24 protein-coding genes are annotated in these 26,781 nt (G+C 59.1%); 16 read left to right on the plus strand and 8 right to left on the minus strand.

Annotated features, from left to right (window positions below; translation table 11 throughout):
* The first annotated feature begins 77 nt into the window (after nucleotides 1-77).
* From ADM64_RS03530 to ADM64_RS03575, 10 genes are all read left to right on the plus strand, one after another.
* Nucleotides 78-950, plus strand: a complete 873-nt coding sequence (locus ADM64_RS03530) for an EamA family transporter (protein ID WP_049193198.1) — start codon at nucleotides 78-80, stop codon at nucleotides 948-950.
* 182 nt (nucleotides 951-1,132) lie between these two features.
* Nucleotides 1,133-2,146 carry an alpha/beta hydrolase gene (locus ADM64_RS03535; RefSeq protein ID WP_049193148.1) on the plus strand — a complete coding sequence of 338 codons (1,014 nt, stop codon included), beginning with the start codon at nucleotides 1,133-1,135 and terminating at the stop codon, nucleotides 2,144-2,146.
* 200 nt (nucleotides 2,147-2,346) lie between these two features.
* The gene (locus ADM64_RS03540; protein ID WP_049193150.1) at nucleotides 2,347-4,407 is read left to right on the plus strand and encodes a glycosyltransferase; all 2,061 of its coding nucleotides are present in this window, start codon (nucleotides 2,347-2,349) and stop codon (nucleotides 4,405-4,407) included.
* Nucleotides 4,391-4,981 (plus strand): phosphatase PAP2 family protein, encoded by a 591-nt coding sequence (locus ADM64_RS03545; protein ID WP_049190962.1) that lies wholly within the window; start codon nucleotides 4,391-4,393, stop codon nucleotides 4,979-4,981. Before ADM64_RS03540 ends, ADM64_RS03545 begins: the two co-directional genes overlap by 17 nt.
* Nucleotides 4,982-5,010: 29 nt before the next feature.
* Entirely contained in the window at nucleotides 5,011-6,030 is a 1,020-nt protein-coding gene (locus ADM64_RS03550; RefSeq protein ID WP_049193199.1) for a decaprenyl-phosphate phosphoribosyltransferase, read from the plus strand.
* Between the two features lie 472 nt (nucleotides 6,031-6,502).
* Nucleotides 6,503-7,546 (plus strand): alpha/beta hydrolase, encoded by a 1,044-nt coding sequence (locus ADM64_RS03555; protein ID WP_049193152.1) that lies wholly within the window; start codon nucleotides 6,503-6,505, stop codon nucleotides 7,544-7,546.
* 549 nt (nucleotides 7,547-8,095) lie between these two features.
* Entirely contained in the window at nucleotides 8,096-10,207 is a 2,112-nt protein-coding gene (locus ADM64_RS03560; RefSeq protein WP_049193154.1) for an alpha/beta hydrolase-fold protein, read from the plus strand.
* A 37-nt stretch (nucleotides 10,208-10,244) separates the two neighbouring features.
* Complete coding sequence (locus ADM64_RS03565) at nucleotides 10,245-10,733, plus strand: DUF732 domain-containing protein (RefSeq protein WP_016421642.1); 489 nt, start codon at nucleotides 10,245-10,247, stop codon at nucleotides 10,731-10,733.
* Nucleotides 10,734-10,738: 5 nt separating this feature from the next.
* Complete coding sequence (locus ADM64_RS03570; protein ID WP_049193155.1) at nucleotides 10,739-11,662, plus strand: cutinase family protein; 924 nt, start codon at nucleotides 10,739-10,741, stop codon at nucleotides 11,660-11,662.
* A gap of 212 nt (nucleotides 11,663-11,874) precedes the next feature.
* Complete coding sequence (locus ADM64_RS03575) at nucleotides 11,875-12,432, plus strand: TM2 domain-containing protein (protein ID WP_049193156.1); 558 nt, start codon at nucleotides 11,875-11,877, stop codon at nucleotides 12,430-12,432.
* An 18-nt stretch (nucleotides 12,433-12,450) separates the two neighbouring features.
* Here ADM64_RS03575 and ADM64_RS03580 read toward each other — a convergent pair whose 3' ends face one another.
* From ADM64_RS03580 to trmB, 7 genes are all read right to left on the minus strand, one after another.
* Complete coding sequence (locus ADM64_RS03580; protein WP_049193157.1) at nucleotides 12,451-13,815, minus strand: PFL family protein; 1,365 nt, start codon at nucleotides 13,813-13,815, stop codon at nucleotides 12,451-12,453.
* 14 nt (nucleotides 13,816-13,829) lie between these two features.
* Entirely contained in the window at nucleotides 13,830-14,099 is a 270-nt protein-coding gene (locus ADM64_RS03585) for an ACT domain-containing protein (protein ID WP_016421638.1), read from the minus strand.
* 244 nt (nucleotides 14,100-14,343) lie between these two features.
* Complete coding sequence (locus tag ADM64_RS03590) at nucleotides 14,344-15,870, minus strand: peptide MFS transporter (protein WP_016421637.1); 1,527 nt, start codon at nucleotides 15,868-15,870, stop codon at nucleotides 14,344-14,346.
* Nucleotides 15,871-15,957: 87 nt separating this feature from the next.
* Nucleotides 15,958-16,329 carry a DUF3054 domain-containing protein gene (locus ADM64_RS03595; protein ID WP_049171813.1) on the minus strand — a complete coding sequence of 124 codons (372 nt, stop codon included), beginning with the start codon at nucleotides 16,327-16,329 and terminating at the stop codon, nucleotides 15,958-15,960.
* A gap of 62 nt (nucleotides 16,330-16,391) precedes the next feature.
* Nucleotides 16,392-17,435, minus strand: coding sequence for a lysylphosphatidylglycerol synthase transmembrane domain-containing protein (locus ADM64_RS03600; RefSeq protein WP_049193158.1), 1,044 nt, complete (start codon nucleotides 17,433-17,435; stop codon nucleotides 16,392-16,394).
* Between the two features lie 59 nt (nucleotides 17,436-17,494).
* The gene (locus ADM64_RS03605; RefSeq protein ID WP_005510460.1) at nucleotides 17,495-18,178 is read right to left on the minus strand and encodes an NYN domain-containing protein; all 684 of its coding nucleotides are present in this window, start codon (nucleotides 18,176-18,178) and stop codon (nucleotides 17,495-17,497) included.
* A 4-nt stretch (nucleotides 18,179-18,182) separates the two neighbouring features.
* Nucleotides 18,183-19,031, minus strand: coding sequence for a tRNA (guanosine(46)-N7)-methyltransferase TrmB (gene trmB, locus ADM64_RS03610; protein WP_224784268.1), 849 nt, complete (start codon nucleotides 19,029-19,031; stop codon nucleotides 18,183-18,185).
* A gap of 324 nt (nucleotides 19,032-19,355) precedes the next feature.
* Here trmB and ADM64_RS03615 point away from each other — a divergent pair, with 324 nt between their 5' ends.
* The 6 genes from ADM64_RS03615 to ADM64_RS03640 all read left to right on the plus strand — a co-directional run bounded on the left by ADM64_RS03615 (nucleotide 19,356) and on the right by ADM64_RS03640 (nucleotide 25,477).
* Nucleotides 19,356-19,898: a hypothetical protein gene (locus ADM64_RS03615; RefSeq protein WP_049193159.1), complete on the plus strand. Its 543-nt coding sequence runs from the start codon at nucleotides 19,356-19,358 to the stop codon at nucleotides 19,896-19,898.
* On the plus strand, nucleotides 19,880-20,908 hold the full coding sequence (locus tag ADM64_RS03620; protein WP_049193160.1) for a hypothetical protein: 1,029 nt from the start codon (nucleotides 19,880-19,882) through the stop codon (nucleotides 20,906-20,908). Before ADM64_RS03615 ends, ADM64_RS03620 begins: the two co-directional genes overlap by 19 nt.
* A gap of 34 nt (nucleotides 20,909-20,942) precedes the next feature.
* Nucleotides 20,943-21,368 carry a DUF6802 family protein gene (locus ADM64_RS03625; protein WP_049193163.1) on the plus strand — a complete coding sequence of 142 codons (426 nt, stop codon included), beginning with the start codon at nucleotides 20,943-20,945 and terminating at the stop codon, nucleotides 21,366-21,368.
* A gap of 298 nt (nucleotides 21,369-21,666) precedes the next feature.
* Nucleotides 21,667-23,502 (plus strand): phosphoenolpyruvate carboxykinase (GTP), encoded by a 1,836-nt coding sequence (locus ADM64_RS03630; protein WP_049171801.1) that lies wholly within the window; start codon nucleotides 21,667-21,669, stop codon nucleotides 23,500-23,502.
* 112 nt (nucleotides 23,503-23,614) lie between these two features.
* Nucleotides 23,615-24,088 (plus strand): Rrf2 family transcriptional regulator, encoded by a 474-nt coding sequence (locus tag ADM64_RS03635; RefSeq protein ID WP_049193165.1) that lies wholly within the window; start codon nucleotides 23,615-23,617, stop codon nucleotides 24,086-24,088.
* Nucleotides 24,089-24,280: 192 nt separating this feature from the next.
* A complete protein-coding gene (locus ADM64_RS03640) occupies nucleotides 24,281-25,477 on the plus strand; it encodes a globin domain-containing protein (RefSeq protein WP_049193167.1) in 1,197 nt (398 codons plus the stop codon).
* 115 nt (nucleotides 25,478-25,592) lie between these two features.
* On the opposite strand, the gene ADM64_RS03645 is transcribed toward ADM64_RS03640, so the two are convergent.
* Nucleotides 25,593-26,699 carry an NAD(P)H-dependent flavin oxidoreductase gene (locus ADM64_RS03645; RefSeq protein ID WP_065428874.1) on the minus strand — a complete coding sequence of 369 codons (1,107 nt, stop codon included), beginning with the start codon at nucleotides 26,697-26,699 and terminating at the stop codon, nucleotides 25,593-25,595.
* Nucleotides 26,700-26,781 lie beyond the last annotated feature (82 nt).

Raw genomic sequence — 26,781 nt, forward strand, 5'->3', positions numbered from 1 at the left:
CCCGCGCTAGTATTGCGCGAGTGTCGCGTGAGAAAAGCCAAACCGAAGTTCCCCACCAGGGGTTATTGCTGCAGCGTGTGAACAAGTTTCTCACCCTGCCGGTGGCGCCTGTCATTCTGGTTCTTATCGGTTCTCTTGGTACCCAGGCTGCAGCCGTGCTGGTCACTGGCATGCTTTCCACGGTCGGTGCGCCGGGCATATCAGGCCTGCGCATGACCGCCGCCGCCATCATTATGGTGGTTCTGTTCCGACCAAAACTGTCCGGAATGACCCGCGTTCGCGCCATCAACATCGTGGTCTACGGCATCGCCATGGGCATGATGAGCATGATGATATACGCCGCCATCGCCCGCCTCCCACAGGGTGTCGCCGTCACCATCGACTTCCTCGGCCCCTGCGTCGTGTCTTTCCTGGGACTGAAAATGTGGCGTTCCCGCCTGTGGGCCATCGTCGCTTTCATCGGCGTTGCACTGATTGCCCAGCCCTCCAATGACCTGGACCCTATCGGCATTGGTTACGCCGCAATCGGCGCGATCTTCTTCGGCGCTTACACGCTCTTCTCCGCCCGAATGGGCAGTTCCGAGGGCGGCGGCATGCCGGATCTGGCGCTGTCAGTGGTCGTCGCAGCAATCGTGCTCGCGCCATTTTCTGTTTCCGCTGCACCGCTTGTCGACGGTTCGATGTGGGTCACCATCGTTGTTTCTGGGTTCATTGGTGCTGTTATTCCCTACATGATGGACACCATCGCTGCGGGGATTGTCTCAGCGGCGGTCGTCGGCACGCTCTTCGCGCTGGACCCGGTCATCGGTGCAATCCTGGGCTGGGCGTTTTCCGGTGACCGAGTGACTTGGTCCATGGCGCTGGGCATCGTGCTAATCGCGGCGGCTGGCGCGATTATTACCTGGCGCGGGGCGCGGGAGTCGCGCGAGCTGCGGGGGCTTGCGCAGTAAAAATGCGGATACCAGAACCCGCCGAAAAGTGGGGTCTCGACGTGTTCTGCTGGAAAACGACAGTGAATGCGGGTAAGTTTGTCGAAGATTTACTGTTTCTTAAGGTAATTCCCTGAAGCGGAAACACGCCTGATAGTTCCCACCGGCCGTGGGGAATCGCACATTGTGAGGAGAATGCACACGTGAAAATCACCTCTACTTTCCGTGGTTGGCGCCGAAAGGTTGCAGCCGTTGCGTCCGTAGTAGCTGTGGCTGCGTCTGCATTGACCATGGCGCCGGCCGCGAGCGCGGCGGGTGACCGAGGCTCGCTGCGTCCGGGTTGTGAGTGGGATTCGTACCAGTACTTCACCCAGAAGTGCCAGGTTTATTCGCCGGCCATGGATCGTAATATTCCGGTTCAGATTGTGGCCTCTGCCAATGGCGGTAACAAGGCTCTCTATCTGCTAGATGGCCTGCGTAGCCCGGCTGATGCCTCTGACTGGGTGGAGCACGGTAACGCCCCACGTACTTTTGAGGGATCCAACGTCAACCTGGTTATTCCAGGTGGTGGCGGCGGTAGCTTCTACACCGACTGGAAGCGTCCGTCGGTTAGTGTGCACGGTCCGTTTGTAAACATGTGGGAGACTTTCCTGACTCAGGAATTGCCGGTTTACCTTGAGCGTGAGTTCGGCATTTCTCGCACTGGTAACTCCATTGCAGGTCTGTCCATGGGTGCATCTGCTGCACTGTCGCTGGCATACAACCACCGAGACCAGTTCGGTCAGGCTCTTGCCTTCTCCGGTTACCTGCACACCACTGCGCCGGGTATGACTACTGCAATTGAGGCTGCTCAGCTGTCGGCTGGCTACAGCTCGTTCGACATGTGGGGTGCGCCTATGTCAGCGGAGCGTGTCCGCAATGATCCGTACCTGAACGTCGAGAAGATGAAGGGGCTGGATCTGGTTATTACCTCGGCAAATGGTGTTCCGGATGAGGTTCGTGACCCGAAGAACCTCTATCGTGTCGTCCCGAAGGCCGGTGGCGTTGCGCTGGAGTCGCTGTCCCGCTTGTCCACCCGCGAGTTTGAGTTGCGTGCTCGTACCTCCGGTCTGGATGCCACGTTTGAATACGAGCAGACCGGTATCCACGATTGGCCAACCTGGGATCGCAACCTCCAGAACTCCAAGGCCCGCATCGAAGGTTTCCTCGGAGCTTAAAACTAGAGCCTGAACGAAAAAGCCCCTATGCGCAGCAGATAGTCCGCAGCGCGTAGGGGCTTTCACATTCTGGGCTGTCGCTAGCGTGGCAACAAGAGGCAATCCGCCACGGGCACTAGGATGCTATGAGATAGAAACGTCGGTAACTTATCGGCGGCAACATCCCCGGTAGACCTTTCGGAAAGTGGTTGATACGTCTCATGGCATCACAGCCTGAACAAAAGCGGACACATACCCCGACAACGTCGTCAAGCCTTGCCGTTGAACGCCTGCAGCGGATTTTGCTGCCAAAGTTGGGTGAGCCCCGTGATGTCCGCTCGCTCTACTTGGTTGAGCCGGAGACTAATGCCGGTCGTGTGCAAGCGCATTCGCGCACGTCAGCCACCATTCCGGCGGGTGATGAAGTTAGTTTTGAAACCTACTTCAATGCTTTTCCGGCCAGCTACTGGCGCCGGTGGACGAATCTGGACAATGTTGTCCTGCGCCTGGAACTGTCCGGTACTGCGCGCGTGGACATTTACCGTTCGAAGATTGACGGTGCGCGTATCGCCGTGACCGGCGAAGTTGTCGGTGATCTGGGTGCGGCGGCTGAAGGCGCGGAAGCCAAGGTGGACGGCAAGGATGTGCACGTCTGCGAAATCCCAGTACCGCTGACGCAGTTTGAAGACGGCGGCTGGATTTGGTTTGACCTCACCTGTGAGACGGACGTGGTAATCCACTCCGCAGGTTGGTACTCCGATATCGAGGCACCGAGCCAGACGTACCCGGACGGCACAGAGCATCCGGCGCCGGAGGGGCGCGTCACTATCGGTATCCCGACGTTCAATCGCCCGACCGATGCAGTTGCTGCTCTTGAGGCGCTGTCCTCGGATTCTGAGGTCGATGCCATCATCGATGCTGTTTTGATGCCTGATCAGGGCACTAAGCACCCGGCAGATGAGCCGGGCTTCGATGCTGTCGCCGAGCACTTTGGTGACCGCCTGCGTATTTTCCCGCAGGGAAATCTCGGTGGTTCCGGCGGGTACTCCCGCATTATGTATGAGGCCCTGGGCGGTCCGGATTCGGATTCGAAGCGTGCGACCGATAGTCCGTTCATTCTCTACATGGATGACGACATCGCCATCGAACCGGATTCCATTCTGCGTGCGGTTGCTGTCGGCCGGTTCGCGAAGTCCCCGATGCTGGTCGGCGGTCAGATGCTGAACCTGCAGGAGCGCAGCCACTTGCACTCGATGGGTGAAGTCATCGGCCGCCATGACTTCATGTGGACTTCCGCTCCGCACGTCCACTATGACCACGACTTTTATGCGCACCCACTGCGCGATCGCGGGGAGCACGGCACTAACGCAACCGGTGAGGTTGTCGATTCGAAGGATCTTCACCGTCGCATCGATGTTGAGTTCAACGGCTGGTGGATGTGCCTGATTCCACGCGTCGCCGCTGAGACAATCGGTCAGCCGCTGCCACTGTTTATTAAGTGGGACGATGCCGAATACGGTTTGCGCGCAGGCACGGCAGGTTTTCCGACGGCTACGTGGCCGGGCGTAGCAATTTGGCATATGGCCTGGTCGGACAAGGACGACGCCATTGACTGGCAGGCGTACTTCCATCTGCGCAACCGCTTGATTGTCGCGGCTCTTCAGCACGAGGGCGATGCTGCCGGTATCGTGCGTTCCATGCGCAAGGCCACTTTCAAGCACCTTCTGTGCCTGGAGTACTCCACTGTTGCCATCCAGAACGAAGCCATGAAGGACTTCCTGGCAGGCCCGGAGCACCTGTTCGATATTCTCGAGTCCTCGCTGCCGCGCATCAATGCCCTGCGCAAGAGCTTCCCCGACGCGGTTGTGCTGCCGAGCGCAGGCGATCTGCCAAAGCCCTCCGGTATTCCGGGGGTTCCGACAAAGGATGTCGGTGGTCGTCTGGGCAAGCTGAAGAAGGTCGGTTGGCTGGCCAAGGGTCTGCTGCACAGCGTGCGCCCGGAAAACTCCGAGCACCATGCGGTGCCGCAGGCAAACCTGGCGCCGCTGGAGGCTCGTTGGTTCTCCCTGTCGCGTCTGGATGGCGCAACGGTCACCACCGCTGATGGCCGTGGCGTGGTGTATCGCCAGCGTGACCGCGACAAGGCCAAGGCTCTGCTGGAAGAATCCTGGGAGCTGCAAAAGCAGGTTGAGGAGCGGTTCGAGCAAATGCAGGCACGCTACCGCGCAGCCTATGACGATCTGACCAGTAGGAAGGCCTGGGCGAATGTCTTCGAAAATTAAAGGCGATCCGTTCGGCGAGTCCGACGTTCTCGTTAATATTCAGCACACGCTTAACGACGTCCCGGGTGTGCTGCCCACCGCGCGTGCCATGAGCTATTTCGGTGAGCACGCCCTTGGGTGGATGGGGCTCGCTGCCCTCGGGGCGGCGGTGGATAAGGAGCGACGCATTAGCTGGGCAAAGGTCGGTGTGGCCGCCTTTACCTCGCATGCGGCATCGGTGGTGCTTAAGCGCATTGTCCGTCGCCCGCGTCCCCATGACCGTCGTATAGCAATCGGCGTTGGTACGCCAAGCAAGCTGAGTTTCCCGTCCTCGCACGCGACGTCGACGACGGCGGCGCTGGTGGGGATTGCAAAGTTGGGTTACCCGGCAGCACCGGCCGTGGGCGTGCCGGCGATTATGCTCTCCCGCCTGGTGCTGGGAGTTCATTACCCAACCGATGTCGCTCTCGGAGCAGCGCTGGGTACAGCCACTGCTCTTGCGGTGGACAAGATAGGTGATAAGGTCATCGAGCCGAAAAAGGCGCAGCATAACCAGGGTGGACAGCCCTCCATTGCGGAAAGGAATGCACAGTGACACAGGCGGAGAACGACAACTTGGCCAATGTGTCGGCCAACCAGCGGCAAGCTTCTCAATCAAGGATTGGGTCCGAGCCGCACACTTCCGGTATCGATGAGCCTGCGCACCCGCAGGGGCATCCGCCGAAGAATCTGTTGGACGGCATGATCAAGGCGCTTCGCCCGAAGCAGTGGGTGAAGAATGTCCTGGTCATTGCGGCTCCACTGGCAGCCGGCAACGAGATCATGGACTCGGGACGTTCGATCGGTACGCTGACCGTCGACATCCTGGTGGCGTTTGTGGCCTTCTGTTTGGCCGCATCGTCGATTTACCTGATTAATGATGCCCGCGATGTTGAAGCTGACCGGGCGCACCCAACCAAGCGCTTCCGCCCAATTGCCGCTGGCGTACTGCCGGTGAGCATGGCGTACATTATGGCGGTCGCACTGATTATTGGTTCGATTGCGGTGTCCTGGTTTGCCTCTGAGGGGCCGGGGCTAGCAATTGTTGTGGCTGTATACATTGCACTGCAGCTCGGTTACTGCTTTGGCCTGAAGCACCAGCCGGTGATTGATATTGCGCTGGTGTCCTCGGGTTTCATGCTGCGTGCAATGGCCGGCGGTGTTGCTGCCAACATCAACCTGTCCCAGTGGTTCTTGCTGGTTGCCGCCTTTGGTTCGCTGTTCATGGCAGCCGGTAAGCGTTACGCTGAGCTGCTGTTGGCAGAGCGCACGGGTAAGAAGATTCGAAAGTCGTTGCAGGGTTACACCGCGACTTACCTGCGCTTTGTGTGGACCCTCGCTGCGACCGCCGTGGTGCTGAGCTACGCGCTGTGGGGCTTTGAGATGGGCCGCGCGCCGGGCACTTCATCGACTTCGGCTATTTGGTACGAGATCTCGATGGTTCCATTCACTGTGGCCATCCTGCGCTTCGCCGCCGACGTTGACCGTGGTGATGCGGGAAGCCCGGATGAGATTGCGCTCAAGGACCGACCGCTGCAGGCACTGGCCGTCCTGTGGCTGCTGTCCATTGCCATCGCTGTCTACGCTGTCCCGACTCTGGGGTAGTTCCCAGTTCTTATCCCTTTAAGCGAACTGCGATTTCCGTCGGGTTCTCGTCGGGTTCTAGTCGGGTTCGGTTGGTAGCTGAAAGCCCATGCACCGAGGGGTGCATGGGCTTTTTCTGTACCTCGTTAGTACTTAGGTTGTGTTTGGGGTTCTTGTAGGCGTGTTTTAGATGTCTCAGTCAGTCCTACAGGTCAGTCGGGGGCAGAATTACAATTCTGTAATTCCTCGCTGGTAAACAGTGTTTCTCCTTGTGGTAGATAGTTTTGAGGGGAAATGTGAGAAATATTACGGAATGATTACGATTTAAACTTGGATATAGGGAAACGATTGAGTATCGTTACATACTCGAGATTCTTTTGTGGGGTCTCCAGTTGTCGCGTCACAACTGGAAGCAGAAAAGCGAAAGCTCGCGTAAGCGACTGCCTCCGAAAAGTCTGGCGCGGAGGTAAGTCCGAAAGTAAAGAGGAGAACGATGAGCTTTACTGCAGTGAGTCGTAACTTCACGGTGAAGGTCGTAGCTGCCCTTGTGGCTGTTGCAATGGTGTTTGGTGGCATCATGCTCGCATCCGCGAAGGATGCGAGTGCTGATCCAAACCGTGATCGACTGCGTCCAGGCTGTGAGTGGGATCCATACAACTGGTGGGTTCAGTACTGCCAGGTCTTCTCGCCGGCTATGAACCGCAATATTCCGGTTCAGATTAAGGCGGCTACTGGTGGCGGCGATGCGTCCCTGTACATGCTCGACGGTCTGTGGGGCTTTAATAAGGGCGCGTCCGGTTGGATTTGGTCGGGTCACATTGCTCAGACCTTCGCCAATGACAACATCACTCTGGTTGCGCCGGCTGCTGGCGATGGCTCCTTCTACACCGACTGGAATACCCCGGCTGTGACTGCTGAGGGTCCGAAGATCCAGAAGTGGGAGACCTTCCTGACTCAGGAGCTGCCGGTCTATCTGCAGCGTGAGTTTGGTGTCAACCCGAACCGCAACGCAATCGCTGGTTTGTCCATGGGTGCGGCTGCGGCGGTTTCTTTGGCAGCCCGCCACCGTGACCAGTTCAAGCATGTTACTTCGCTGTCCGGTTACTACCAGATGTCGAACGAGGTAGTTGCTACGGGTACCACTGCAATGGTGGCTAGCACTGGTGTAGTGAATCCGACTGGCATGTGGGGTCTTCCGGTTCCGGCTTCGGCGGAACGCCAGGCCCATGACCCTTCGATGCTGCTCGACCAGCTCAAGGGGCTGCCGATGTATGTTTCCTCCGCCCAGGGTGTTCAGAGCCTGTGGAGTGATCCGGAGGTTTTGAACCGTCCGGTGCCGCAGCTCCCTGACACCGTCTGGCGTGCCGTGATGGAGTCCGTATCCCGCGCTTCGACGCAGCGCTTTGAGCAGGATGCTCGCGCTGCCGGCCTCAATGCGCAGTTTGTCTACAGCCCGAACGGTATCCACTCGTGGGAGCTGTGGGGCCGTGATGCCGCGCTTGCTCGCCCGCACATTCTTCGGGCGCTGGGCCTTTAGGTCGATAGTTATTTCAGGGCGCTCTGGCGCGCTGACCTAGCGCTGGTGCTGGATGACTTCTTAAAGGGGCTAGCTTCTTAAGAAGTCTCAATTTTGAAGAAAGACCAATCCTTTTGTTGGGATTGGTCTTTTTTCTGTGTCGAGTCCGGGTTTGGATGCTGAGCGGAAGGTGTGGGTAACGGCCTACAGAGGGGCGCAAAGAGTTGCGCTGTCAAAGCTTGAATTCAGTTCCTTTTGCGTGTGTCTCCACGGTTTTTACCCGTAAGAGGGTAAACATGAGAGTCGAACCTTAAAGTAAAGGGTGAAGCTATTCAGGTAGCTATACCGTTTGTTTCGCAGAACGTGTGTGAGATTCTTCGTGCAGCGGCACGCCGGAGGAGGGGAACCTTCGGATACGTTGCTGGTCACCACGTAATTCTGCGAAGCCGAACGGTAAACGCATAGCTCTAGCGCCGCGTGATGCTATCTGCAGGTGCCTAACCGGCGCCGGTGCAACACTCAACGTCTCAAATAATTTCAAACAGCGACTTTGTAAAGGGAAGCCCTCTTATGCGCGTAACCGCTAGATTCCTCCGTGGTGGCCTCGGCAACAGCCGGAAGTCATCGCGGGCGTTGACCGCACTTTTGGCACTACCGTTGACTCTCGCTCTCGGTGCCCCTGCTGCAGTGGCGGCTCCCGAGCCAGCTCAGCCAGGTCTGCCTAGCTACGAGGAACTTCAGGCCGTTCAGGGGCAGTTGGCTCAATCTGAAGACCTGGGAGACCTTGCTAAGGCCGCTGAAGCAGCGCAAGCTGCTGGTGCGCAGCTACCTGGCCTGGGTATGCCGAAGCCGATGCCAGGGCCGGAGCGTACGCCATTTAAAGTCGATACTCCCGCAGTGGCGAACCTGCCCAGCGGAGTCAGCGTAGACAAGGTCGAGTGGTACACAGATCACCACGTCATTGCGCACATTCGCTCGGCTGCCATGCCGGAGAAGCCAATTCAGGTTGAGATTTTGCTGCCGCGCGATTGGTACCGCGACAAGGAGCGCACATTCCCGAGCGTCTATCACCTTGACGGTATGGCATCGTTTGATGACTACTCCGGTTGGATTCGCGCTACCAATATCGAGCGCTTCTACGAGGACAAGAATGTCCTGGTGGTTATGCCCGCCGGCGGTACATCGTCCTTCTACTCTGACTGGGATCAGCCGGATAACGGTCAGAACTACAAGTGGGAGAGCTTCATTACTAAGGAGCTCGTGCCGGTTATCACCAACGGCTTCCGCGGCAACGATGAACGCGGCATTATCGGTATCTCCATGGGAGCTACCGGTGCTTACAACGTTGCAGCACACTCTCCGGAGCTGTGGAAGTTTGCCGGTAGCCTCTCTGGTTACCTGGATATGACTTCGCCGGGCATGCCGCAGGCAATCTCTCTGGCGATGAAGAACACCGGTGGCTATGACGCGACGAAGATGTGGGGCCCGCTCGGTTCGCAGCGTTGGAAGGACAATGATCCGAAGCTGAACATCGACAAGCTCAAGGGCATGTCGCTGTACATCTCGGCGGGTAACGGCAACACCGGTGAGTGGGACGTGCCGTCGCAGATCGATCCGACGAAGCCGGACAATCCGACCGGTTACGCATTGGAAGTGCTTTCCCGCATGACCAGTGAGACCTTCATCCGAAATGCTCGCGAAAAGGGCGTCGAGCCGGTTGTGAACTTCCGGAGCTCGGGTACTCACACCTGGCCGTACTGGCAATTCGAGGTCAGTCAGGCCTGGCCAACGCTGGCCGATGCACTGCAGTTGCCGGAGTCCGATCGTGGCGCTGTCTGCCGCGTAGGTGGCGAGATTGAGAAGGCCGTTGCATCTCTGCCGGGAATTGGCACCTGCCTGTCGGATGAGTATGGTGTCGCCAAGAATGGCGTGGCTCAGGACTTTACCGGCGGTACCGCCTACTGGCACCCGGATTCCGGGGCACATGTGGTCTGGGGGCGCATCGGTTCGCGTTACAACGAGCTCGGTGGTCCGTCCTCGCCGCTCGGCTACCCAGTGACCAACGAACTGGCTACGCCGGATGGCTCGGGACGCTTCGTTCACTTCGAAAAGGGTTCGATTTACTGGACTCCGGAAGGCGGAGCCCACGAAGTCACCGGCGACATTATGAACGTCTGGGGCAAGGCCGGCTTCGAGACCGGTCCGCTGGGCTACCCAGTCGCCAACCACCGCGATATTCCGGGCGGTGTCGCCCAGGACTTCCAGGGTGGCACCATCGTCAAGATCGGCGGCGAAGAACCTCGCATCGTGCGTGGTGAAATCGGCCGTGTCTACAAGGAGCTCGGTGGCGCTGAGTCCGATCTGGGTCTGCCTGTCGACGGCGACGAGGTCAAGCTCGCCCGCGGCGCTTTCCAGCGCTTCGAACACGGTGCCATTTACTGGACTCCGGAAACTGGTGCACAGCCGGTGCGCTCCAACGACATCACTGACCACTGGGGCAGCACTGGCTACGAAAATGGCCCGTTCGGCTACCCGGTCGGCCCACTGCAGCCAGTCAAGGCCGGCGGTCTTGAGCAGCAGTTCGAGGGTGGCTGGATTCGTCAGCTCAACGGCAAGATTGTCGAAGAGCGCAATAAGCCAGAAGCGCCGGCCCCAGCCGCCGACAACGGTGATGACAAGTAAGCCAACCAAAGCAGGGCACTGAATAAGGGATAGACAAATGTCCATGAACAAGTCCTTCCGGACACTGGCTACAACCACAGCTGTTGCGCTGCTGACCTTCGGAGTGGCCGCCTGTGGCAGTTCCACAGTGGAATCTTCGGAGGTCACCTCGTCGACGACTACGAAGACCTCCACGACGTCGTCAAGCACGAAGACTTCTGCGCCGAAGTCGAGCGAAAAGTCTGCGCCGGAGATCACAGATCCCCAAGCTAAGCGCGTGGACGAAGCGCCCGATGGGCAGATGAAGCTCAGCGAGGCGGACGATTCATACCTCGGAGCGCTGGAAAAAGCGGGAATCGATGTTGATGGGGTGGAGGATCAGCTCATCGGCACAGGTCGCGCGGCATGCGCGGACGCACCGGAGGAGGAGCGTGAAGTCATCGCGCTGGCGATTGCCGGGCAGCTGGTCGCCCAGGGGCGCTCACAGGAAAGCGCCGAAGAAGTGGCGAAGACTATTGCAAGCTCCGCTAAAAAGGCGTATTGCTAGCACTCATGCGTAAAGTGCTGACAATTCTGGCGGTCATTGTGCTGGTGGCCGCTATTGGCTTCGGCGTAGTGCAATGGCTTAACGACGACCAAGGCGGTCAAACCCCACCGACCCCCGGTGACGATGGCGGGGTTCTGGCCGAACAACCCGAGTGGTGCCCGGCGGTAGAAGTTATCGCCGTGCCCGGAACTGCGGAATCGCGTGCTGACGATGATCCGATGGCCCCGACCGCGAACCCGCATTCGCTGCTGCTTGGCCTGACGAACTCGATCTCAGGGTCCTACTCGGAGGGTGATGTCAAGGTCTGGACTACGCCGTACCCGGCACAGATCAAGACGCATCAGCTGCCCGACCAACTCACTTACGATGATTCGCAGGCAGTCGGGCGCGATGTCACCGCTAAGGAAATGGCTGACTTGCACGGGCAGTGTCCACTGACGGACTTCGTCCTGATGGGCTTCTCCCAGGGTGCCGCTATTGCAGGTGATTTGGCCTCTGACATCGGCAATGGCCGCGGTGTCGTTCCGGCCGAGCGCATTGCGGGCGTGGCTCTGTTGGGCGACCCGCGGCGTGACCCCAATCAGGGCGTGAACCAGGGCGTTCCGCTGGCTGGTGTGGGCGTCGAGCTGTCATTGCAGCCGCTTGGCGGCATTGTGCAGGCTGTGGTTCCGGGCGCGACGATGCGCGGTCCACGAGACGGCTTTGGTCCTCTTAATGACAAGGTCCAGAATGTCTGCGTGCCATCGGACTCCTTCTGTGATGTGCCTCCGGGAGTGGCCGATGCGATTGCACGAGCGCAGGAGATGATTACCGGCGCGGGTGCGCACGCGACCTACGCCACGAATGATGTGGCAATTCCGGGGACGACTCCGCTGGCCTGGACTGAGGGTTGGGCTCGCGAACTGATTGAGCAATCGCTGGCGCGGTAGAGGCAGCTCGAAATGTGCGAGACGCCCCCGACGGGGACTTGCTGTTAGAATCTTGCTCAAGAACTGGTGTTTAATGTTCCAAAACAACAGTTTCGCTAAAATTTCGAAAGAAATTGACAAAGTTGCAGGAAGCAGTCTGACGGAACCGGTTATTATCGCCCAAGGAACTGCTGTTCATGACCGGGGAAATCTAGGCGAAAAGGTAGGGTGCAATGACGAATCCGACAAACCCATATGGAGATTTCGACGAAGACGGTATGCCGAGGTCCAAGGGGAAGTTCGCTAACAGCTCGGGTGCTTACAGCTCCGGTATGCCGTACTCGGATCCATACCCACCGCAGCAGCCGAACATGGGGCAGGGCTATCAGGACCCGAGCCAGCACAATTTCCACAACGGGTACTCGAACCCGTATCAGAGTGGTTACCCAAACCAGCAGGCGCCGGCGTATTCCGCTGGCTTCGGTGGCCCGAACCCGCACCAGGGCTACGGGGGCGCAGGTGCTCCTGTCTCGGATAAGTCCAAGATTGCAGCGGCTCTGCTTGCCTTCTTCCTGGGTACCCTCGGTGTTCACAACTTCTACCTGGGGCACAACTCGCGTGGTGCTATTCAACTAGCACTGACGGTATTCGGCTGGATTACGGCTATCCTTCTGGTCGGATTCTTCCTAATCATCGGCGTCAGCATTTGGGCATTTATCGAGTTCATTTTGATTCTCGTCGGTAGTGGCTCCTACGCCTATGACGCTAATGGGCGCCGCCTGCAATCGTAGGAGCCTCGTCCGAAGCCGCTAGTTCCTGAACCCGTGCACCGGGGCGGGGATGTAGCCGCCACGGGCAATGAACTCGGCATTGCCCTTGGCATTGACATCAATGACCGGCGCATATCCGAGCAGACCACCGAAGTTCACCTCATCGCCCGGCTTGGTACCCGGCACCGGAATGAGGCGGGCGGCGGTGGTTTTGTGGTTCATCACACCGATGGCGGCCTCGTCGGCAATCATGCCGGAAATCGTGGTCGCAGGCGTGTCACCAGGAATTGCAATCATGTCGAAGCCCACCGAACAAATAGAGGTCATCGCCTCCAGCTTGTCCATGCTGATCGACCCCGCACGGACAGCATCAATCATGCCCTTGTCCTCAGAGACCGGGATGAACGACCCGGACAGTCCACCGACGCGTGAACAAGCCATCAGGCCGCCTTTCTTGACGGCGTCGTTAAGCAGCGCGAGCGCGGCAGTGGTGCCGTGCGTGCCGACCTGCTCCAATCCCATGTGTTCGAGGATGTGAGCGACGGAGTCACCCATCTCAGCGGTCGGCGCGAGCGAGAGATCCACGATGCCAAAAGGCACGCCCAGGCGCTCCGACGCCATCGTGCCGACCAGCTGACCCGTGCGTGTGATCTTGAACGCTGCCTTCTTAATCTCCTCGGCGACTTCGTTAAAGCTGGCGCCATGCAGATCGCCGAGCGCGCGATCGACCACACCCGGACCCGAAACGCCGACAGAAACGACACAATCTGGCTCCCCGACACCGTGGAACGCGCCGGCCATGAAGGGGTTGTCGCCCACCGCATTGGCGAAAACCACCAGTTTTGCGCAGGCAATCGAGCTGCGGTCGGCGGTCTGCGCCGCAGCTTCCTTCACCACTTCGCCCATGCGGCGCACTGCATCCATGTTGATGCCCGCGCGTGACGACGCTACGTTGACCGAGCTGCACACCAATTCGGTCTCGCTAAGAGCGTGGGGAATGGAGTCGATGAGCCGCTTCTCGCTGGTGGTCGCGCCCTTTTCGACGAGCGCCGAGTAGCCGCCGAGGAAGTTCACCCCAGAATCGCGGGCGGCGCGGTCGAGCGCCTTGGCAACCACTGTGGGATCGCCTTCGCAACCGGCCGTGATGAGGGAAACTGGTGTGACGGAGATGCGCTTATTGACGATCGGAATGCCCAGCTCCGCCTCGATACCCTCGCAGACCTCCACGAGGCGAGCGGCCTGCCTGGTTACGCGGTCATACACCGCCTGTGCGGTGGCTTCCATTTCAGAGCGAGAGCACTCGAGCAGGGAAATGCCCATGGTGACCGTCCGGATATCCAGACGGTACTTCTCGATCATGTCAATGGTGTCGAGGAACTTAGATTGCGCGAAGTTGAAATCCATCCTGGTCGCGCCCTTTAAATCTCGTTGACGGCGTTGAACAGCGCCTCAGACTGGATTCGAATGACAAGCCCCTCCCGCTTGCCGACGGAATCCATGTAACCCTGCAGCGTGCTGATAGGGGTGGCCTTCTCGTTGAACTCCACCCGCAGGATCATGGTGAACCATTTATCCATGAGGGTCTGGGAAACATCGACGATGTTGACGTCCTGCTCCGCCAGAGCAGTGGTGACGGCGGCGATGATGCCGGTGTGATCCTCGCCGGTGACGGTAATGATGGCAAACATGGCCTCAATTTTAGCCGGTGGGGAGGTGGGGAAAATCTGTGGATGGCGGTTGTGCTGGTGGCAGGTTTGTAGCGAAGCATGTTCAGAGCCACCCAAAAAACACTTCACGACACCTATGTCACCTCGTGCCATCTGTGGAGGCGGCATGAGGTGACATAGGTGTCGTGAAGTGGGGAGGAGGGGGAGGGGCGTGGGCGTGGGCGTGGGCTGTGCCAGAGCGGGGGCCAGCCTTACGGAGCCAGCCCTACCGGACGTCGACGAACTCCTTGACAATCCACTTGCGCAGTGCGAGCAGAATCAAGCCCAGGACAACCGAGGCGATACCCAGGGTGATGAAGAAGGTGTTCTCAGCAGCGGCATCCTCATAGTTGTAGAAGCCGGCCAGGGTGCCTGCCAGTGAAGTACCCATAGCGACTGCCATCAGCCAGACGGCCATCATGCGCGACGGGAATGCTGCCGGAGCGACCTTGGTAGCAAGGGCGTTGCCGACCGGGCTCAGCATGAGCTCACCCATGGTGAACAGGAAGAGAATCCAGATAATCGCATACAGCGGAGTGGAGTTCTCACCGCCACCGGAGAATGGGATGAAGAAGAACAGCGAGATACCGATGATGATGTTGGCGACACCGAACTTCACTGGGGTGGACCACTGGCGGTCACCAAGCTTGGACCAGGCGGCTGCAAAGACCATCGAGAAGGCGATGATGAAGATCGGGTTGATCGAGTTAATCCAGGCCGGGGACATTTCCCAACCGAAGATCTCGCGGTCGAGGCGGATGTCCGAGTAGATGGCCAGCACCGTGAACTGCTGCTGGAAGATACCGAAGAACAGCACGCCTGAGACGAACATCGGGATGAAGCCGACCAGGCGAGTCTTCTCCGATTTCGTCGTAAGTGGCGAGGAGTACATCTGCCACCACAGCACCACAGCGGCGATCAGTGCAATCACTGTGACCACAGTGGAAAGAGTCGTGACCGGAACAATTCCGGTGGAAACCAGCGTAACCGAGACAACAGTGATGACCACTGCGATGCCAATCCATACCGGGTACTGCTTCTTCGGCAGCGGGTTCGGAATCTCATGGCCAGCCTCGGCGATGGTGGACTTGCGCATCAGGATGTACTGAATCAGACCGGCAGCCATACCGATAGCGGCCAGGCCGAAGCCCCAGTGGAAGCCCTTCATTCCCCAGATCCAGCCGGTGAGCAGTGGGCCGAACAGGGCACCGATATTGACGCCCATGTAGAAGATGGAGAAGCCGGCGTCACGACGCGGGTCGTCCTTTGCGTAGAGCTGACCCAGCACGACCTGTGCGTTGGTCTTCACGCCGCCGGAGCCGATTGCGATGGAGACAAGGCCAATAGCCAGGCCAATCACGCCGGGGATGAATGCCAAGGAGATGTGGCCAAACATGACCAGGATGGCGGAGTAGAACAGTGTCCGCTCCGAGCCAAGGATACGGTCAGCAACCAGAGAGGCAACGAGTGCGGCCATGTAGACAAGACCGCCGTAAGCACCGACGATAGAGGTAGCAGCACCCTTGTCCAGGCCGAGACCGCCCTGAGTGGTCTCGTAGTACATGTAGAAAGCCAGGATGGCCTGCATGCCGTAGAAGCTGAAGCGCTCCCACATTTCGATGCCGAAGAGATTGGCGAGACCCCACGGTTGGCCCATGAAGGTGCGGTCTTCGCTGGACCCTGCGGGGTTATGAGTTCGTTGGGTCTCAGCAGTTGGTTGATTGCCGAGAGCCTCGTCTGAAGATTTGTCCATTCTTCAATTATCGAGGCGGAGTGCAAAAATTAAAAACCAGATTTAGTCAGTGAACTAAATCGAAGGGTTAGGAACGGGGCCAAAGGCTTAGTCCAGAGACTTACGAGCAACCGCATTCGACGCTGCTCGCCAACCCAGCAGCAGCAAGGCGCTCATGACTGAGGCAACCAGAATGAAGGACCAGTGCGGGACTGCCGAATTGCGGGTGGCCCACACAGCTAGGCCGACGACGACAGTGCCGAGCCACACAATTGCGCCTGAACTCACTGCACGCGGGTTCGGCTCGTTCTTAATCAGCGCGGTGCCCAGGAGGACACCGAATGCGAACGGCCACCAGGTATCGAGGATATTGATGAAGGTAAAAGAATCCTCGGGAGTGTTGTGAGCCAGGCGCGCTAACACGGCGAAAATAAAGATGGCGAGGATGTCAATCAAGAACGTCGATACGCGTGTGTTCATGCTTCTTAGTCTAGCGACCCCTCAGATTGGTGGGGGACCAGCGACCAGCGGCGAGGAAGCCATTAGCGGTCAGCGACTGGCTGATGCTCGGGCTGATCCTTGTGGTCGAAGCCGAGGGCGTAGATAATCCAGCCCACAATTGCCACCAGGACGAAGGAAACGATGCGGTAGACCAGCACCGCTGCAAAGGCCTCGGCGCCGGTGGTGCCGCCTGCGATGAGAGCCGCGGTCAAAGCGGCCTCGACAGTGCCGATGCCGCCCGGTGTGGCCTGGATGAAACCAGCGAGCTTGCCGGTTACGAAGGCCAGCAGCACCTTCGTAGCGGAGATGTCATCGACACCAACGGCACGGATGGCGGCGTAGAGACAGACAATTTCCGCGACCCAGTTGATAAAGGACCAGGTGAAGGAAAGAGCCAAAGTTTGCACGGGCAACTTCACGCTGGTCAGCTGTTTGACGGACTCTTCAAGTCGGTCGACATCGGTGTCCGCGGGCTTCTTTCGAATCTTGTTAAAGACACGCAGACACCACGCGCCTGTCTTGTTGAGAAAAGCCGGGTTCTGCGAAATCCGCCACAGCAAAATGGTGGCTAGTAAAACCGCAATTGCCATAGCGATGAGCACCGCGGTCGTGCCACCCTGTCCGACGAAGAAGAGGCTGCCAAGCCCCAGAAATGCCAGACCTAAAAACGACAACGCGCCCGAAAAAAGCACGAACCAGCTGACAAGGACCGCGGATGCGCCCCACTGCATCATGCGCTTAATCTGTAGCGCCGTGGAGAATGCAGCACCACCGGGAACGGTGACCGCCCACGCGTTGGATGCGAGGGTTAGCGCATTGGTGCTACGGCGAGTGGCTGCTTTTACGCCTCCAGCTCGCAACAGCAGACGCATCACTTCCGCCATCGCGTAGAGCGAAAAAGCCACGGAAAAAATAGCGATGAACAGCCACTTAGCGTCGACATCCGCAAGGATTTGGAGCCCCTGGACGACGCTGTCCCAGTTTCTTACCGTCAGGACGACACCGGCAATCACGAGGGCCACGAGGATTATCGATCGTAGCCAGCTCGAATTGCCGGTTTTGAGGACTTTTTTAAGTCGTGACATAAATAAGAAGCCTGTTCGTCTTCCTGTTCGTCTCCCTAGACGTCGCCGCAGTGGTCTCCCTAGTCGTCGTTCTTGCCGTCGCGCTCCTTGAGCAACGAAGTGAGCGGACGGAACGGCTGCAGCCACGCACCGCCATCAGGCAGGCGGTCGAGATCGATACGCGGTAGCGGCTCGCGGAAGACGCCCTTGATTTCCTCCAGGTCAACGAAGCGAATCGCATCGGAGGCCAGCGCCCAGGAAGCGTGCTCGTGAAAACCGATGACGGTTACCCGAATCCCCTCGGATGCGAGCTTTTCCAGCAGCTCCTGGAAATTCTGGCCATCGGCGGACGCAACGACGACACTGCGCAACACGCCCTCGTCGTAACGCCGTTGGATGTGCGCAATCATGTCCGGGTCAACGTCGGTGTCCTCTTCGATCTTCGGCTTTGCGAAGACCGCGAAACCGACATTGCGCAGAGCCTCGACCCAGGGGCGGACAATCTCCGCTGAGCCCGGGTTGACGTTGGTGAACACCGTGGCCTCGGGGAGGACATCGGAACCGATTTTGTGGGATACGCGCTCGGCTTCGTCGATAAGCCATTTGCCCACGGCGTCGAAGCGGGGGCGGTGCGCGGCGGTCGGGCGGGAGCCCAAAATGGCGCCGAGCCCCATGTCCAAGTTCGGGGCATCCCACACGAGCAGTGCGGTGGGGTGCGTCTCGGTGGTGTTGTAGCTGGCAGAGGTGTTTTGGGTAGTGCTCATGTTCCTATGCCTCTTTCTTGCGCCAGATGAACTCGTGGATGTCGTGGTCGAGGTTCAGGCCGCGGGCTTCGAACTTGGTCGTCGGTCGGTCGAGAAGCATGGGGGATTCCGGCCAGGGCCAGGCGATGGGCTCGAGCGTCGGCTCGACCTCGCGGAGCTCCTCGATCCATTCGGCGTAGTCCGCATGGTCGGTGGCGGCGTGGAAAATGCCGCCGGGCTTCAGACGCGAAGAAATCAGGCGCAACGTGCCGGACTGCACAATGCGGCGCTTGTGGTGGCGTGCCTTCGGCCACGGGTCCGGGAAGAACAGGCGTACGCCGGCCAGCGACTCCGGCTCGATCATGCGCTGCAGGACCTCGACGCCGTCGCCGCGGACCATGCGGATGTTCGACACCTCATTGCGCACGGTGGCGGAGAGCAGTTTCGCCAGGCCAGGGCGGTAGAGCTCAACGGCGATGATGTTGTGGTCCGGTTCTTGCGGAGCCATAGCCACGGTGGACGTGCCGGTGCCGCAGCCAATCTCGACGATGGTCGGTCCCTTGCGGCCGAACCATTCCTCCACGTCAATGACTTCGTCGGAGAGGACCTTGCCGTACGTGTCCCAGTTGTCTTCCCAGATCTTTTCCTGGTTGGGAGTCAAAGTGCCGCGGCGGAAGGACAGATTGCCGATGCGCGGGTAGTCAAGACCATCGTCGAATTGGGTCTTTTCCGGACGACCTGCAGGCAATTCGCCCTTCTTCGGCTGGCGTTCATGCGGTTGTTCCGCCTGCTCGTCCGCGCGAGTTGGCAATGGTTCAGATTGCTGCGAAACCGCAGGCTGTTCGATATTTTCAGAAAAATCAGAAGTAGTCACGTTCCCTATTGTCCACGACATCGGCCAACTATCCAATCATTGCCCCTAGGATTTTTGTTGTTGTCCTGGCGGTTTCACGCCGGTTGACGATGCCGCGTCGTCCTGAATAGGCGGCACGGCGGGGAAAGTTGTTTTGTCGACTTGCCGAATCCGCGGTCCGCTGTAGGCTGAACGCGAAGCCGCGCTTATTTGTTGGTTGAAGCGGCGCTTGGGGTCTGCCTAGCGCAGCGTTTCAGGGCGCGGAATCTGGCTCACGGGCCGTATGGGGGTTACGCAGGTTTTAACTAAACCACGCAGGGGCTTTATGGGAGGGGACTAGGCCGAATGGACCTTATTTCCGCAACTGATGTCACGGAAACAACACAGCCGTCAACGGGATCTACATCGTCGTCGTTGCGCGCTGCCGTGGTGGACTGGCTGTCATCACGGCAGGCCGCGCACTCGGACACCGCTAACACGAGCGGCGCGGAGGTGTGCGTCGCCAAGGCGCTTGAGCGCGAGAAACGGCCACCGATAATCTGCGCGCGATTGCGCAGGGGCGTGCGCGAAACCGCTGTGCGCGAGGCATTTTCGCAATGTCACGCGGAGCTGGCCGACAAGCTGCCCGCCCCTGTCGCGCTGGTCATCGAGCAACAACCGATTCGCCATTCGCTTGCCGACGAGTATTGCGACATCTCCACAAACGAGACAGCTGAACACACTTTTTTGTTCAGCTCCGCGTTGCGGAAGATTGCTGAACGCTACGGTGCGGAAGACGAATCACGCGATGATGACGGGCTACTCGCAGTGCAGTTGACTGAGATCGCGGCAGCCTTTCCCGCGGCTAGAGACAGCCTGGAGGAGTTGCTATGGCAACACCGGACGTAGTTGAGCCACGCCCGGTCTCGGCGGAGGGGTCTGAGCAGCCACCGCTCCTTGTCACCAAAGCTGGGGATGCAGCGGACCGCGCGGACCTCTCGCAGATCGTTGACACTGCGATGCCGCCACGTCGGCTGGAGTTTGTGGATAAACGCAGCGCCGTCGTGCTCTATGTTGCAGACAGCGAGGTGCAGCCCACGCGGGAGTGTGTCAGCACGGTTGCAGCAATTAGCCAGGCCACCGGCCGCGTTGCAGTTGGCCTGATTGGCAATGGTGAGTATGCCGAGGCCTGGCGCCAGGAAATCGACAGCACAATCCCGATGGGAGCGCTGGACGAGAGAATGGCCAGAACCCTGGTTCTGCTGGCAGAAGGCCCGCCCAGAAACTCGGGAGAAACACTGAGTGCGCGCCGGGCTCGAAATGTGCGAGCTCAGCTGGCGCAGGAGCGATCGCGCGGAGCCGGGGCGGCGGCGCGATTGCAGCGGAAGATGCAGTTGGTAGCTGAGAGTGCAGTGCGGGATGCGCTCCAGGAAGTGGCTGACGGACCCGCAGGTGACCAAGCGGAACTTCAGGGCCGCGCCGAGGTCGCAGCGACGCGGCTGCAGCAGCGGTGTGGCGACGAATTGGGCTTTCGTGTGGAAATCCCGGTGCCCGCTCCAGAAAACCCAGCTCGCCCCAGTTATGCCATGGACGCGCTGGTGGCGGTGGCCTCGCTTGGCGTGGCGGTCGGCGCAGTGCGGATCATCCACGGGGTGCTGATGTGGGTTGGGGTGCCGACGCTTGCGGCGCAGCTGGCCGCACTTGCAATAGGCCTCGGCGTTGCGGTGGTGGCGGTGGGCGCAACGATTCGTCGTAACGCACGCCAACGCACCGCGCAGTGGCGGGCAAATTACCTCGCCCATCTGCGGCGAAAATGGACACAGTCCGTGGAGATGACGGTGCGCGAAGCCCTTGGTGCGCGGGGTCCGGGATGGCGGATAGAGCAGCTGGCGGAGTACACCGGAACGCCTGCCCGATAGCCGTGACAGCGAAGAGAAATAGGGGGATATCACGATGGATGAGTTTTCATTACTGCAGTACTTTTCCGACCAACCCGCGTCCGAGGTCGGGGTGGAGGTGCGTTCGCCCGCTACGCCGTGTGGTTTGGAGGCGGCGACACCGATTGATGGGCAGTCGGTGGACGTTGGTGGCGCCGGGCTGGTTGTGGAGGTCGATGGGCAGCTCTACGACCTCGGCGACGACGAGGGGTCAATTACGCTTGCCGACGATTCCGGGTTGTCAATCTATTCAGATTTGGACGGTGACGGCACGGTGGATCACGTTACGACGGTCCGTTTTGACGGCACTTGGGAGTCTTGGAGCAGTGATGATGTGAGGGCTGCTGACGCGATGGGCGAAGCAGCAGTGGAACCGGCATCAGCCGCGGGGAAGTGGGATGCGTACTCATGGGAGCAATCCGCTCGGGGCAGCTGGGACTAACGACTTTGGAACCACGGTGCGCGGGGGTACCCGTGTCTCGGTTGCTTACAAATGGGGGTAACTGCAGCCAAAGGGTTAATGGTTGTAAATTTATGCGGTGAGGCTGGCCTTATTCGCTGGTTATAGCCATAAATGAACAGGTCGCAAGAATGGGGCGAGGAAAATTATTTGTTGTAAAGCCGTGATGTAACGGCTTGCAAATGAGGGAACGAGCCGATTGTCGATGTGGGGCCCGGCAACTTTCGGTATCCCCCGGTAGCCTTAAATTAAGACGCGAATCAATGAGTCAGGAGAACTGATGTCCGCACCTTCTATTCCTGGTCTCGAGGGCCAGGCCCCGACCGAGAACGCCGAACTGCTGCGCTGGATTGCTGAGGTCGTAGAACTGACCCAGCCAGACAAGGTTGTCTTTGCTGATGGCTCGGAAGAAGAGTGGAACCGCCTTACCCAGGACCTGGTTGATAAGGGAACTCTTATCAAGCTGAATGAGGAAAAGCGCCCGAACTCTTTCCTTGCCCGCTCTAACCCGAAGGACGTTGCTCGTGTGGAGTCCCGCACGTTCATCGCTTCTGAAAAGGAAGAGGACGCTGGCCCGACCAACAACTGGGCGGATCCGGTCGAGCTGAAGAAGGAAATGACCGAGCACTACCGCGGTTCCATGAAGGGTCGCACCATGTTCGTCGTTCCGTTCTGCATGGGTCCGATTACCGACCCGGAGCCGAAGCTGGGTGTTCAGCTGACCGACTCGGAGTACGTGGTTCTCTCCATGCGAATCATGACCCGCATGGGTCAGGATGCCCTGGACAAGATTGGTCCGGACGGGGACTTCGTCCACGCTCTGCACTCCGTTGGCGCTCCGCTGGAGGAAGGCCAGGAGGACGTTGCATGGCCGTGCAACGATGAGAAGTACATCACCCAGTTCCCGGAGACCAAGGAGATTTGGTCCTACGGTTCCGGCTACGGCGGAAACGCCATCCTGGCCAAGAAGTGCTACGCACTGCGTATCGCTTCGGTCATGGCCAAGGAAGAGGGCTGGATGGCTGAGCACATGCTCATCCTGAAGCTCACCAACCCAGAGGGCAAGGCCTACCACATCGCCGCTGCATTCCCGTCTGCATGTGGTAAGACCAACCTGGCTATGCTGACTCCGACCATCGAGGGCTGGAAGGCCGAGGTTGTCGGTGACGACATCGCATGGCTGAAGTTCGGTGAGGACGGCCGCCTGTACGCTGTCAACCCGGAGAACGGCTTCTTCGGTGTTGCACCGGGTACCAACTACTCCTCCAACCCGAACGCCATGAAGACCATGGAGGCCGGTAACACCCTGTTCACCAACGTCGCACTGACCGACGATGGCGACGTCTGGTGGGAAGGCATGGAAGGCAAGCCGGAGCACCTCATTGACTGGAAGGGCAATGACTGGACTCCGGATTCCGACGAGCTGTCCTCGCACCCGAACTCCCGTTACTGCACCCCGATTTCGCAGTGCCCGGTCGCTGCACCGGAGTATGACGACCCGCAGGGTGTCCCGATTGACGCCATCCTGTTCGGTGGCCGTCGCCCGGACACTGTGCCGCTGGTGACCCAGGCTCTGTCCTGGAACCACGCAACCTTCATCGGTGCAACCCTGGCTTCCGGTCAGACCGCTGCTTCCGCTGAGGCTAAGGTTGGCTCCCTGCGTCACGACCCGATGGCAATGCTGCCGTTCATTGGCTACAACGTCGGTGACTACCTGCAGCACTGGATTGACATGGGTGTCAAGGGCGGCGACAAGATGCCAGAGGTCTTCCTGGTCAACTGGTTCCGCCGCGGCGAAGACGGTCGCTTCCTGTGGCCGGGCTTCGGCGACAACTCCCGTGTTCTCAAGTGGATCATCGACCGCATTGAGGGCCGTGTTGGCGCCAAGGAGACCGTTGTTGGTCACACCGCTAAGGCGGAGGACCTGGACCTGACTGGCCTGGACATCGACTTCGCCGATGTCAAGGAAGCCCTGAAGGCGCCGGCTGCTAAGTGGCAGGGTGACCTCCCGGACAACGAGGAGTGGCTGAAGTTCCTCGGCGACCGCGTTCCGCAGGAGGTCTGGGACGAGTTCGAGGCTCTGAAGGCTCGTATCGAGAAGAGTCTGCAGGACTAAGATCTTGCTAGCTAGCCTTGCTAAAAGCTAGAACCTAGAACCACCCCCTTGTTGCCCGAAGTGGCTGGCAAGGGGGTGGTTTGTGCAGTACAACGATGAAGGGTGACACGCAATGCAACTAACGCTTTTCTCTGATTTGAGCCTGCGTGTCATCACTTTGATGGCGACGGGGGAGCCAAGGCGCAAATACACCGCTGCCGAGGTAGCGGAGTCTCTCAATGCGTCTCGCGCGCATGTTTCCAAGGTTGTCTCGCGGCTTGTGGAGCTCGGCTTCTTGGAAGCGGTCAAGGGGCGCAATGGTGGCATTTATCTGCGGGATTCGGCTACGGAAAAATCCGTCGGCAAGCTGCTGCGCACTCTGGAAAACAACGAGGTCGTCGATTGTGTCGGCACTGACTGTCCATTGCTGCCGACGTGCCTGTTACGCGGCAAGTTAGCGGCCGCACAGGAGGCGTTCTTCGCCGCGCTGGATCCGGTGTTGATTGCTGATCTCATTCCCGCCAAGTCGGTTGATGGTGCGGATGGTGATACTCCCGAGGGAGGTAGCTTGCCTGAGGGTTCTCGGCTGAATATTCGTCCGGTTTAGGCGTAGAGCTGAAGGCCTGATTTCGATTCGAAAAGAGCTGAGAGTGGTGCTGTCGAAGCCTGTCTGTCAAAACTTTCGGTGGCGCCGTTTCTGCAGCTAAAAGCGGTTGATTCGCAACTGCAAAGACTAATTTTGGCGCCAACAAACTATATTGCGCAAACAAAATGCGCAATATAGTGATAGTGTGAAGTCATGCCAAACCTGAATGTCAACAAGAACGGTCTGACTCCAGAGCAGGCCGAAGTCGTCACCCAAACCCTGCCCGTCGTCGGTGCCAACATCGAGAAAATCACGCCGAACTTCTACAACCGGATGTTCGCTGCTCACCCCGAACTCATTGCCGATACCTTTAACCGCGGCAACCAGAAGCAGGGGGCTCAGCAGAAGGCGCTGGCGGCATCCGTCGCTACCTTCGCAGCTACCCTGGTCGACCCAGACGCTCCTGCCCCGGAGGAACTGCTTTCCCGCATCGGCCACAAGCACATTTCCGTTGGTATCAAGCCGGAGCAGTACCCAATCGTGCACAAGCACCTCTTCGATGCCATCGAGGAAATCCTCACCCCAGAGGTCTTTCAGGGAGCTGTCCGCGACGCATGGGATGCCGTCTACCTGGAGATGCAGCGTGTTCTCATCAACTTCGAGAAGGGGCTCTATGACGACCTCGGTGTCGAAGCAGGTGATGTTTTCCGCGCCGCTCACGTCGTCTCTCGCGAAGAGCGCGGTGATGATGTCGCAGTATTCTCCGTCAAGCTTGACGGCGAAACCCCCGTTTCCTACCTCCCGGGACAGTACATCTCCGTGCGTCAGACCATGCCGGACGGCGCCGGCCAGCTACGTCAATACTCTCTGGTCGGCGGCAAGGAAGGTGTTCTGACATTCGCGGTTCGTCGTGTCGATGCCTCTGAGGACCTGCCGGCTGGCGAAGTTTCCACACAGCTGTGGGAAAAGGTGCAGCCGGGCGATGCCATCGAGATCTCTCTGCCTGCAGGCGACCTGGTGTTGGACACCAAGTCCGATGACCCGGTGGTGCTCATTTCCGCAGGTATTGGCGCAACTCCGATGATCGGCATGCTGGATGCCCTGGTGGCTGCCGATTCCAAGCGTGATGTCGTCGTTCTCCACGCGGACCGCGCAGAAACCGCAGATGCCCTGCGCGCAGAGCGCAACAATGCTGTCGCCGCATTGGCCAATGCTCGCCAGCAGGTGTGGTACGAGCCGGATTTGATGAATCTGGCGGATACGGAGCTGCCGGAGGGCGCTCAGTACTACCTCTGTGGTGGCAATGGCTTCCTGCAGGCTATTCGCCAGCAGCTCGCCGATCGCGGTGTTGCTCGCGATAACGTTCACTTCGAGCTGTTCAGCCCGAACGATTGGCTGCTAGACGCTTAGCGCCACAACCGCGCCGTCGCCATAAAAGCCGTCGTCACAAATAAAACCGAATGACCAGCCGCGAAATAGGTCCGGGGCTGGTCATTGTGCTGTTTGTGGCTTCGGTGACTTCGTATTACTCGGCTGAGCCGGAAAGCTCCGCAACAACATCGCCCGCATATTGAACCTCGCACTGCGCAAACGCGATACCTGCCCACAAATTGAGATACTCGGGATCGACGGCCTTATTCGCCGCGCCGCGAAGCGGTGTGGTCAAGTAGTGCAGTTGCGGGTAAAGCTCCGGCGCGACCCTAGAAAACTCCCGGGTAAACGTGTTCTCGATGGCACGTGCAGGTTTACCGGAAAAGGCGTGAGTCAAAACAGTTTCACGCTCCACCAAATCACGCAGTGCCCGTCGGTGCGTCTCCTTCGTACCCGCCTCCGCGGTGGTGAGGAACCGTGTGCCAACTTGCACAGCCACCGCGCCGGCTTCCACAAGCTTGACGACGTCCTCTCGGTTACCCACCCCACCAGCGGCGATGATAGGTACATCGGTTACCGCACATGCTTCGGTGACTGCTTGGGCGAGCTCTTCTACAGAGGCCCCAATGCTGTCGGACGAATCCTTCCCCTTCACAAATGCGCGGTGCCCACCCGCAGCTAGTCCCTGCAGGACAATGCGATCAGCGCCAGCCTCCGTCGCCGCCCGTACACCCTCAATTGAGGTCGCATTCAAAATCACTTTGCGGCCTGATTCCTTTACCCGAGCAATGACCTCGTTGTCTGGGTGGCCAAAGGTGAAGGAGACGAACTTCAGGGCATCGGGATTGGGCAGAAAGTCATCAGCGAGAATTGCCTCGACTTTCGCCGAGAAGTAGTCATCTGACCAGGTCGGAGTGTCAGGCAAATCGATGTCGAAGTGGGCAGCGGCCGGCGCCAGACGATTACGAAAAGCGGTCCACTGAGCAAGTTCCTCCTCTGAGGTTCCGACACCGGCGTCAGCTGTGTTGGGGCAGAAGAGGTTGATGCCGAAACCTTTGCCGTCGTCAAGCAGTGTGCACGTCTGCTGTGCCTGTTCAGTGAGCTTTTCGACAGTGAGGTAGCCGGCGGCAAGGGTGCCAAGCCCGCCAGCATTGGAAACGGCAGCGACGAGTTCGGGCGTGGATGGGCCACCGGCCATCGGTGCCAAAATGATTGATGAGCGTCGGAGGTTTTCGAGTGTCTGCGAGGTTGTACTGCTCATAAGGGCGAGAGTAACACTAAGGCCGGATTCCCCCGCGTGGGAGAACCCGGCCGGTTCCGACGAGCGACGTTGCGCAATAGAC

It is taken from the genome of Corynebacterium sp. 401_CJEI, from assembly GCF_001076435.1.
GTDB lineage: Bacteria > Actinomycetota > Actinomycetes > Mycobacteriales > Mycobacteriaceae > Corynebacterium > Corynebacterium jeikeium_D.

Excerpts from the sequence above, each read along its gene's own strand:
- ADM64_RS03620 (WP_049193160.1), top strand. The coding sequence starts at position 19,880 with ATGGCAACACCGGACGTAGTTGAGCCACGCCCGGTCTCGGCGGAGGGG.
- ADM64_RS03595 (WP_049171813.1), bottom strand. The coding sequence starts at position 16,329 with ATGAACACACGCGTATCGACGTTCTTGATTGACATCCTCGCCATCTTT.
- ADM64_RS03585 (WP_016421638.1), bottom strand. The coding sequence starts at position 14,099 with ATGTTTGCCATCATTACCGTCACCGGCGAGGATCACACCGGCATCATC.
- ADM64_RS03615 (WP_049193159.1), top strand. The coding sequence starts at position 19,356 with ATGGACCTTATTTCCGCAACTGATGTCACGGAAACAACACAGCCGTCA.
- ADM64_RS03605 (WP_005510460.1), bottom strand. The coding sequence starts at position 18,178 with ATGAGCACTACCCAAAACACCTCTGCCAGCTACAACACCACCGAGACG.
- ADM64_RS03560 (WP_049193154.1), top strand. The coding sequence starts at position 8,096 with ATGCGCGTAACCGCTAGATTCCTCCGTGGTGGCCTCGGCAACAGCCGG.
- ADM64_RS03565 (WP_016421642.1), top strand. The coding sequence starts at position 10,245 with ATGTCCATGAACAAGTCCTTCCGGACACTGGCTACAACCACAGCTGTT.
- ADM64_RS03580 (WP_049193157.1), bottom strand. The coding sequence starts at position 13,815 with ATGGATTTCAACTTCGCGCAATCTAAGTTCCTCGACACCATTGACATG.
- ADM64_RS03600 (WP_049193158.1), bottom strand. The coding sequence starts at position 17,435 with ATGTCACGACTTAAAAAAGTCCTCAAAACCGGCAATTCGAGCTGGCTA.
- ADM64_RS03640 (WP_049193167.1), top strand. The coding sequence starts at position 24,281 with ATGCCAAACCTGAATGTCAACAAGAACGGTCTGACTCCAGAGCAGGCC.
- ADM64_RS03645 (WP_065428874.1), bottom strand. The coding sequence starts at position 26,699 with ATGAGCAGTACAACCTCGCAGACACTCGAAAACCTCCGACGCTCATCA.
- ADM64_RS03555 (WP_049193152.1), top strand. The coding sequence starts at position 6,503 with ATGAGCTTTACTGCAGTGAGTCGTAACTTCACGGTGAAGGTCGTAGCT.
- ADM64_RS03540 (WP_049193150.1), top strand. The coding sequence starts at position 2,347 with ATGGCATCACAGCCTGAACAAAAGCGGACACATACCCCGACAACGTCG.
- ADM64_RS03625 (WP_049193163.1), top strand. The coding sequence starts at position 20,943 with ATGGATGAGTTTTCATTACTGCAGTACTTTTCCGACCAACCCGCGTCC.
- ADM64_RS03545 (WP_049190962.1), top strand. The coding sequence starts at position 4,391 with ATGTCTTCGAAAATTAAAGGCGATCCGTTCGGCGAGTCCGACGTTCTC.
- ADM64_RS03630 (WP_049171801.1), top strand. The coding sequence starts at position 21,667 with ATGTCCGCACCTTCTATTCCTGGTCTCGAGGGCCAGGCCCCGACCGAG.
- ADM64_RS03635 (WP_049193165.1), top strand. The coding sequence starts at position 23,615 with ATGCAACTAACGCTTTTCTCTGATTTGAGCCTGCGTGTCATCACTTTG.
- ADM64_RS03575 (WP_049193156.1), top strand. The coding sequence starts at position 11,875 with ATGACGAATCCGACAAACCCATATGGAGATTTCGACGAAGACGGTATG.
- ADM64_RS03590 (WP_016421637.1), bottom strand. The coding sequence starts at position 15,870 with ATGGACAAATCTTCAGACGAGGCTCTCGGCAATCAACCAACTGCTGAG.
- ADM64_RS03570 (WP_049193155.1), top strand. The coding sequence starts at position 10,739 with ATGCGTAAAGTGCTGACAATTCTGGCGGTCATTGTGCTGGTGGCCGCT.